At 73.0% G+C, this 7,637-nt stretch carries 7 protein-coding genes and 1 riboswitch; of the genes, 4 read left to right on the top strand and 3 right to left on the bottom strand.

The genetic code is table 11. The features are described from left to right. Window position 1 precedes the first annotated feature (1 nt). Together ACWCSV_RS29745 and ACWCSV_RS29750 are read right to left on the bottom strand one after the other, a co-directional pair. Window positions 2-1,492 carry an exopolysaccharide biosynthesis polyprenyl glycosylphosphotransferase gene (locus tag ACWCSV_RS29745; RefSeq protein ID WP_451147455.1) on the bottom strand — a complete coding sequence of 497 codons (1,491 nt, stop codon included), beginning with the start codon at window positions 1,490-1,492 and terminating at the stop codon, window positions 2-4. Next, entirely contained in the window at window positions 1,489-2,619 is a 1,131-nt protein-coding gene (locus tag ACWCSV_RS29750) for a glycosyltransferase family 4 protein (RefSeq protein ID WP_451147457.1), read from the bottom strand. The genes ACWCSV_RS29745 and ACWCSV_RS29750 overlap by 4 nt, the downstream gene beginning before the upstream one ends. Window positions 2,620-3,474: 855 nt before the next feature. Here ACWCSV_RS29750 and ACWCSV_RS29755 point away from each other — a divergent pair. After that, entirely contained in the window at window positions 3,475-4,383 is a 909-nt protein-coding gene (locus ACWCSV_RS29755) for an endonuclease/exonuclease/phosphatase family protein (RefSeq protein WP_451147459.1), read from the top strand. A gap of 449 nt (window positions 4,384-4,832) precedes the next feature. Further along, window positions 4,833-5,138 carry a hypothetical protein gene (locus ACWCSV_RS29760; protein ID WP_451147461.1) on the top strand — a complete coding sequence of 102 codons (306 nt, stop codon included), beginning with the start codon at window positions 4,833-4,835 and terminating at the stop codon, window positions 5,136-5,138. A 30-nt stretch (window positions 5,139-5,168) separates the two neighbouring features. Here ACWCSV_RS29760 and ACWCSV_RS29765 read toward each other — a convergent pair whose 3' ends face one another. Then, complete coding sequence (locus ACWCSV_RS29765; RefSeq protein WP_451147463.1) at window positions 5,169-5,816, bottom strand: nitroreductase family protein; 648 nt, start codon at window positions 5,814-5,816, stop codon at window positions 5,169-5,171. A 208-nt stretch (window positions 5,817-6,024) separates the two neighbouring features. On the opposite strand from ACWCSV_RS29765, the gene ACWCSV_RS29770 reads away from it, so the two are divergent. Together ACWCSV_RS29770 and ACWCSV_RS29775 are read left to right on the top strand one after the other, a co-directional pair. Beyond that, window positions 6,025-6,507, top strand: a complete 483-nt coding sequence (locus ACWCSV_RS29770) for a MarR family winged helix-turn-helix transcriptional regulator (protein WP_451147465.1) — start codon at window positions 6,025-6,027, stop codon at window positions 6,505-6,507. 41 nt (window positions 6,508-6,548) lie between these two features. After that, window positions 6,549-6,634, top strand: a riboswitch (ZMP/ZTP riboswitch). 48 nt (window positions 6,635-6,682) lie between these two features. Next, window positions 6,683-7,516, top strand: a complete 834-nt coding sequence (locus tag ACWCSV_RS29775; protein WP_451147471.1) for a bifunctional 5,10-methylenetetrahydrofolate dehydrogenase/5,10-methenyltetrahydrofolate cyclohydrolase — start codon at window positions 6,683-6,685, stop codon at window positions 7,514-7,516. The last annotated feature ends 121 nt before the right edge of the window (window positions 7,517-7,637 follow it).

The raw sequence follows: 7,637 nt of genomic DNA on the forward strand, positions 1-7,637 counted from the left end.
CTCAGCTGCCTCCGCACCGGAAGAGGGAGAGGACCGTGCGGGCGAGCACGCACAGGTCCTGCCAGAGTGACCAGGTCTCGATGTACCGGTTGTCGAAGCGGGCGCGGTCCTCGATCGAGGTGTCGCCGCGCAGACCGTTCACCTGGGCGAGTCCGGTGATGCCCACGGGCATCCGGTGGCGCGCCTGGTAACCGGGGTGGATGGAACTGAACTGGGCTGCGAAGAAGGGGCGTTCGGGGCGAGGGCCGACCAGGCTCATGTCCCCGCGCAACACGTTCCACAACTGCGGCAGTTCGTCCAGGGAAGTACGGCGGAGCGCCTTGCCGACCGTACTCATCCGCCGGTCGCCCGCGACGTTCCACCGGGTCGCCGACTCGTGGGCGTCGGCAGGACGGAGCGTACGGAACTTCAGCAGGGTGAACGGCCTTCCGTGCAGGCCGAGTCGCTCCTGTCGGAAGAGCACCCCCGGCCCGTCGCAGAGCCGTACCGCACACGCGCAGGCCAGCAGCGCGGGGGAGGCGGCCAGCAGGGCGCCGGAGGCGAGGACGATGTCCATCGCGCGCTTGGCCGCGTGGGAGGACGGATGCCGGCGCGCGGCGATCAGGCGGTGCGCGGAGTACCCCCACAGGTGGTCCGGACGCACGGGCCGGTGCTCCGGCATCGCACCGGTCGCGGGAGGCTCGATCAGCCACATGCGGCAGCCGTGTCCGGCGAGGAGGGCGAAGAGGTCGGTGCCCTCGGGGGTCGCCGCCGGGTGCTCGGTGAACAGTACGTGCCCCACCCGCTTGCGTACGACGGTCCTGCCCACCTCCTCCCGCGTGCGCAGCACCGGAGTCCTGCCCACCGCTCCGTCGTCCGCCGCCGGGCCGGCGTCCGCCGCGCGCAGTGCGACCCGCCCCACGGCCCGGAGGCCGTACTCGGTGCGCTCCCGGAGGGCGATCGCGGCACTCCGGGCGAGCGGCCCGGATCCCACGACGAGGGCCGGCCGGGGGTGGCGGCCCGCGGCACGCGCACCGGCCCGGTACAGCACACCGCGCGCCACGCAGCAGAAGAGCGTCTGCACCCCCACCGCGCAGAGCAGCGTGGTCCAGCCGATCGCGTAGCGGGTGTCGTACGTGGTGAGGGTCTCGGCGGTCACGAACCACTGGAGCAGCGTCAGCCCGAGGACCGCCGGGAACTCGGCCGCCGCCGAGCGGGACAGCCGGGGCCGGTACAGGCCGCGGGAGGAGTGGAGCAGCAACTGCGCGGCCGCCTGGACCGCGAAGACGGCGACCGGCCAGCGCGGAGCGGGACCCACCGCCGGGGCGAGGCACGCGACGAGCCCGTCCGCACCCACGAGCAGCACGGTCAGCCGGTGCCGGCCGACCTGCCGGACGACCGGCTCGGAGTAGCGCCGGACCGGCCCGCCGCGTGGTCGATGGACGGTGGAAGAAGCAGGGGGCAGCGTGGCCCCCCGGGCAGTGCCCGGGAGTGATGCACTCTCCGTCGTCATCGCTCGGTGCGCTCTCTCGTCGTGGTGCCGGACGGGTGGACAAGTTCCTGGTAGAGGCGGGTGACCTCCGCGGCGGTCCTGCTCACGTCGAAGACCGCACGGGCGTGGAGCTGGGCGGCGTGACCGAGTTCCGTACGGAGCGCGGGGTCGGACAGCAGGGCGGTGAGCGCGGCGGCCAGGGCCGCCGGGTCGTCCGGGGGAACGAGGCAGTGGCCGTCCTGGCCGGGCGGCAGGCTCTCCCTGGCACCGGCCACGTCGGTCATCACCACCGGCCGGCCGCACGCCATCGCCTCCAGCGGTGCGAGGGCCATGCCCTCCCAGCGCGAGGGCAGGACGACGGCGTCGGCCGCGTGGATCCAGGGGCGGACATCGTCGGCCGCCCCGGCGAACAGCACGTCCGCCGGGGCCGCTTCGCGCAGCCGGGCCTCTTCCGGACCGCTGCCCACCAGGGCGAGACGGGCGGTCCCCGGGCGCATCGCGCGCCACGCCTCCAGCAGGACGTCCTGGCCCTTCTGCCGGCTCAGGCGGCCGACGCAGACCAGCAGGGGCGGTCCGTCGGGGAGGCCGAGGGCGGTCCGGGCGGCGGCCCGCTCCCGGAGCCCGGCCGGCCGGAAGTGTCCGAGATCGATGCCGTTGTGGATCACCGACCAGCGGGCCGCGATGCCCGCCCGCTCTCCCGTCCGGCGCTCGCAGTCGCTGACGCAGAGCACCCGGTCCGCCCAACGGGCCCCGAAGCGCTCCCACTTCACCGCGGAAGCAGCGGTCCCTCCGCGTACCGCCTCGAACGACCAGGCGTGCGGCTGGAACACGGTCGGAACCCGGCCGCGCACCGCCATCCGGCCCGCGAGACCGGCCTTCGCGCTGTGCGCGTGCACCACCTGCGGACGGTGCTCCCGGACCAGGGACCGGGCTCCGGCGATCTCGCGGGCCAGCCCGAGGCCGGGTTCCCGGACGGCCCACCAGCCGTGGACCTCCGCCCCCGCGGCGGACGCCAGCGCGGCCAGCGGGCCGTCCGGCGGACATCCGACGACGGGCCGGAACCCGGCGCGGACCTGCGCCCGTACGAGATCGACGACGACCCGGGCGACGCCGCCCTCCACAGGCTGAACGAGATGAAGAATCTTCAACAGAATTGCTCCGGGGGTGACGTTCTCGCGGCGCCTTCGGCAGTTTTCGTACGCACCCACCACATGGCCGGTCGAAAGTCATATGACCGATCGAGAAGGTGTGTACATGCGTTCTGTGTGGTTTCCGGGGAGCGGTCCTGGGCGCGCTCACCCTTCCGGGCAGGGTTGTTCGTGTCGCGCTTTCGCGCGAATGTGGAAAATGAGTTAAACCGAACTGCACTTTGACAGACTGTCAGCCGGAATGCGTGGATGACTCGCTCGTGCGACCGGTCGCGCCGGACCCGAATGCCGCACGTCGCTGACCTGTCCACATGCTCGGAGCGCCGGGATCCCGCAATAGCGGAAACGTTTCGGAGGGGTGTGGGGAGATACATCCTCACTCTTTCGTCCGAAGGTGGACCGGCTTGTTCGGCCGGCCTTTCCGTGCAAGCCCCTCCGCACACGTTTCTTTCCGCGGGAGGCGTGCGGTGAAGGGGACGTACGCGGGACGCCGTTCGCGCTCGTGGCGGCGACCGCCCCGCGTGCCGTGGAGCCGGTCCATTCGGCCGAATTCCCGGCCCTCGATCCGGTAAGGAGCTGCCCCGATATCACCGTCACGACGGAACACCCGCCCCGGCGGAACCGGAGGGGACCCGGCCGCGTCGTCCTCCGGTGCGGCCCGGAACCGGAGGGCGGAGTCGTGCGCCGGTTCCGGGCCACCCCGGGCGCCCTGCTCAGGGCCTGGCGATCCCGTACGGACCGAGGAGAACGATGCGACCGGCAGAGACCCCCGCGCCCCCGGGCATACCTCCGGCCGTCCCGAGCGCCCCGGCCGGCCGGAGGTGGTACAGCCCCGGGCGCGGGAGGACGGGGGCCGTGCTCGCCGCAGTGGTCGCCACGCTGCTCGCCGCGCCCCGGCTGGTCCCCAACACCCCCGGCCGGCTCGGAAGCCTGCTGGAGACCCTGCTGCCCTGGCTCGGCCTCGCGGTGCCGGTGCTGCTCTGCGCCGGACTGCTGAGAAGGGCGCCGGTGGCCGTGGTGGCCGCGCTGCTCCCCGCCCTCGTCTGGGGGGTCCGGTTCGGCGGCCTCTTCCTCACGGCGACGGAGGACTCCGGCGACCTGGTCGTGGTCCAGCACAACGTCAGCGACGAGAACGCCGACCCGGCGGGGACGGCGGCGGCCCTGAACCGCAGCGGGGCGCGGATCGTCGCGCTGGAGGAACTCACCCCGCAGGCCCTGCCGGTGTACGCGCGGGCGCTCGCGTCGCGCTTCCCGTACCACGGAGCGAGCGGCTCCGTGGGGCTCTGGTCGGCCTACCCCCTGACGGACGTGCGCCCCGTGGACATCCGGCCGCACGGCATCGCCGAGGGCTGGAACCGGGGCCTGAGGGCCACCGCGCACACCCCGGGCGGCGACCTCGCCGTGTACGTCGCCCACCTGCCGTCCATCCGCCTCGGTACGACCGGCCTGCGCTCCGGCCCCCGGGACGAGAGCGCCGCCCTCCTCGCCACCGCGATCCGGGACGAACCCCTGGCGCGGGTCCTCCTGCTCGGCGACCTCAACAGCACCGTGGACGACCGGGGACTGAACCCGCTCCGCGCACACCTGGACGCCCCCGGCTCCGGAGTCGCGTTCAGCTGGCCCGCATCCCACCCGGTGGCCCGTATCGACCAGGTCCTCGCGCGGTCCGTCCGCGTCACCGGCATCCGGACCCTCCCCGCGACCGGCAGCGACCACCTGCCCGTGGCCGCGTACGTCGACCTCGGCGGCGCGGGCGCTGAGTAGCCGTACTCATGCGGACGGAAGCCTCACCGCAGGACCATGACGGGCCGTCACGTCAGCGTGGACGCACACCGGGGGGCGACATGAGCAAGTTCGCGGGCGCGGTCGCCGCCGTCGCCGTTCCGGCAGCTTCGGTGGCACTGCACCGCCGACGCGGCGGGGCTCTCCGCGCACCGCCGGGCCGACGAGGCCGACCGCCGGATCGAGTCCCTGGCCCTGGCCCGGGAGTTCGAGTCGACGGTGAACCGGCTGACCAGCGACGAGGAGATCATCACCGGCCTCAAGGCGTTCCTGCGGCTGCTGCGCGCCGACCACGGCCACGGGGCGGTCTGACCACAGGCATCCGAAGACATCCGGACAGCACCTGAGCGCTGTCCCCGCTGAGTACCCGGCCGACCCGGCTGAGTACTCCGGCGCATCCGGGGGCCGGACGCCGCTGGTCGGATGGGACCATGTCCACCGAATCGCGCCCCCGCCCCCGTGCCCGCATCCGCCACGTCACCGTGGCGGGTTCCGCCCTGGCCGGGGCTCTCCTCCCGCTCGTCGCCGGTGTCCTGCTGGCGAAGGCGGCCGCAGGCGATCCGATGACCCCGGTGAACGCCCTGCTCACCCGTACCGGATCGGGCAGCCCGGTTCCGCCCTCGCAGTGGCGCGGCTGCGGCCGTGCGGTGCTGCGCCGGAGCGGGGAGAGCGGCGCGGGCCGCGCGGTGAGCGGTGCCGTCCGGCTGGCACGCGGGGTGCGGGCCGGACGCGGCTGACGCGGGGCCCGGGCAGGGGGGACCTGGGTGCTACCACCGCTGCCAGTGCAGGACCTGGTCGCGTGGCACCCGGTGGGCCGGCTTGAAGTCGGTGCCGATGGTGTGGGCGAGGGGCAGGAACGCGGCGAGCATGACCTCCTCGTACGGAACCCCGAGGACTTCCGCGAGCTCCCGCTCCAGCGGCCCTTGCGCGGTGGTCCAGACCGTGCCGAGCCCCCGTGCGCGGGCGGCCAGCATGAAGCTCCAGACGGCGGGCAGAATCGAGCCCCAGGTCCCCGCCTGTTCGACCACGGACGCGTGGTCCGTACGTCCTTCGACCGCGGGGATGACGAAGGCGGGCACCCGGTGGATGTTGTCGTGGAGATGGCGCAGCCCGTCGTGCACCTTCTCCATGGAGCCGGGCCGGACGTGCATGCGTTCCAGGTCCCGTCTGCCCAGCGGTGCCGACTCGTTGGCGGCGAGCGAACGCCGGAAGAGGTCCGCGACCAGTGCGCGCCGGTCGGGGTCGGTCACCACGAGGAAGTGCCAGCGCTGCCGGTTGCGGCCGGTCGGCGCCTGCGTCGCGAGGTCCACGCACTCCTCGATGAGTGAACGCGCGACAGGCCGGTCCAGGTCGAGCCGTCTGCGCACCGCGCGTGTGGTGGAAAGTAATTGATCGGGTGTCAGGTCGAGAGTCATGTGTTTCCTCGATCCGTTGATAGCGGGCTCGCGTCAACAAGCCTGCGATCCAGCGGTATTGGGGGTCATCGTGCTGCAGATGGTCTGTGTCCAGACAGTCTTGGTGCAGATGGAGGGTGAGCATGCGGAGGGGTGGGGGCGGGGTCAAACAGTCTGCGTCCAGACGATTCCCGTACCCTGTGAGCCGCAGGACGAGGGAGGAACACCCATGCCGCACAGAGGCGTTGACACCGCGCGACCCGCCTACTTTCCGCGACTCGCCGAGGAGCGGCTCGACATCGCGCTCTGCCGCGCCTCCGCGGCCGTCGCACGGGCCGCGGAGGGGGACACGGACGAGCGGGGCCTCGGTGTCGGGCCCCATCTGGTGCTGAAGATGCTGGCGGAGACCGGACCCTGCTCCCAGCGTGTGCTCGGCGAGGAACTGCGCATCGACCGCACGGTGATGGTGGGAATCTGCGACGGACTGGAACAGGCGGGCCTCGTGCGCCGGGAGCGGAACGCCACCGACCGCCGCGCCTACGCCGTCACCCTCACCGCCTCCGGACGCGGACAGCTCGCCCGGGCCGAGGAATCGGTCCCGGCGTTCCTGGACGAGGCGTTCCAGGCACTGACGGTCGCCGAACGACGGCAGCTCTCCCGGATCCTCGGCAAGCTGCTGGCCCCCGCTCCCCGTTCCGGTGGACGCGGCTGACCGGGACCGGGGACGTGGGACGACCTCATCGTCTAGGGTGACGAGCGGGTCGTGACTGGCGTTCAGGTGGAGTACCACCGGGGAGCGGCCTGACACCTTGTCGCTGCCGTACGCCTGGGCACCCAACCGTGAAGCTCAGGAGCAACACGTGGCCCGGACACAGACAGCCCGCCCCATGGACGGCACCGCGCTCGCCCGGCGCACCGTCGAAGCCGCCTCGGCCTCGGCGGCCGCCATCCGGCACCGGACGGGGACGGCGCCCTGCCTCGCGACGGTACTCGTCGGCGAGGACCCCGCGTCGGTGACCTACGTACGGATGAAGCGTGCCCGGTGCGAGAAGGCCGGCATCGAGTCACGGCACGTGGCCCTGCCCGCCTCGATCTCCACCGCCGGGCTGGTCGAGGCGGTCACGGAGCTCTCCGAGGACCCGGGGGTGCACGGCATCCTGCTGCAGCATCCGGTGGGCCCCCACATCGACGAGCGTGCCGCGTTCGAGGCGATCGCGCCGGAGAAGGACGTCGACGGCGTCACCATGCACTCCTTCGCCGCCATGGGATTCGGCCTGCCCGGCTTCGTCTCCTGCACCCCCGGCGGGATCATGCGGCTGCTCGACGCGTACGAGGTCGACCTGGCCGGCAAGCACGCCGTCGTCGTGGGGCGGAGCGCGATCCTCGGCAAGCCGGCCGGCCTGCTGCTGCTCGGCCGGGACGCGACGGTGACGTACTGCCACTCGCGTACCGCCGGCCTCTCGTCGCACCTGCGGGAAGCCGATGTGCTGATCGCCGCGGTCGGCAGACCGCGCTTCATCGCAGGGACGGACATCAAGCCCGGGGCCGTGGTGGTCGACGCGGGGTACAACCCGGGCAACGTCGGCGACGTCGACTTCGAGTCCGCCGCCGAACGGGCCGGGCTGATCACCCCGGTGCCCGGCGGCGTCGGGCCGATGACGATCGCCGTGCTGCTCGACCAGACGGTCCGGGCGGCGACGCACCAGCTCGGCCTGGGCTGACGGGGCGGCTTCCGGGCCGCGTGCCCGGCATCGCCTTCCGGGTGGTCCAGGGGATCGGGGGCGGCATGGTCATGCCGATCACGCTCTCGCTCATCACCCGGGCGGCCGGCCCGGAACGAAT

Source organism: Streptomyces sp. NPDC001770 (assembly GCF_053596135.1).

Coding starts and splice junctions, on each gene's coding strand:
- ACWCSV_RS29745 (WP_451147455.1), bottom strand. CDS start 1,492: ATGACGACGGAGAGTGCATCACTCCCGGGCACTGCCCGGGGGGCCACG.
- ACWCSV_RS29760 (WP_451147461.1), top strand. CDS start 4,833: ATGTCCACCGAATCGCGCCCCCGCCCCCGTGCCCGCATCCGCCACGTC.
- ACWCSV_RS29765 (WP_451147463.1), bottom strand. CDS start 5,816: ATGACTCTCGACCTGACACCCGATCAATTACTTTCCACCACACGCGCG.
- ACWCSV_RS29770 (WP_451147465.1), top strand. CDS start 6,025: ATGCCGCACAGAGGCGTTGACACCGCGCGACCCGCCTACTTTCCGCGA.
- ACWCSV_RS29775 (WP_451147471.1), top strand. CDS start 6,683: ATGGACGGCACCGCGCTCGCCCGGCGCACCGTCGAAGCCGCCTCGGCC.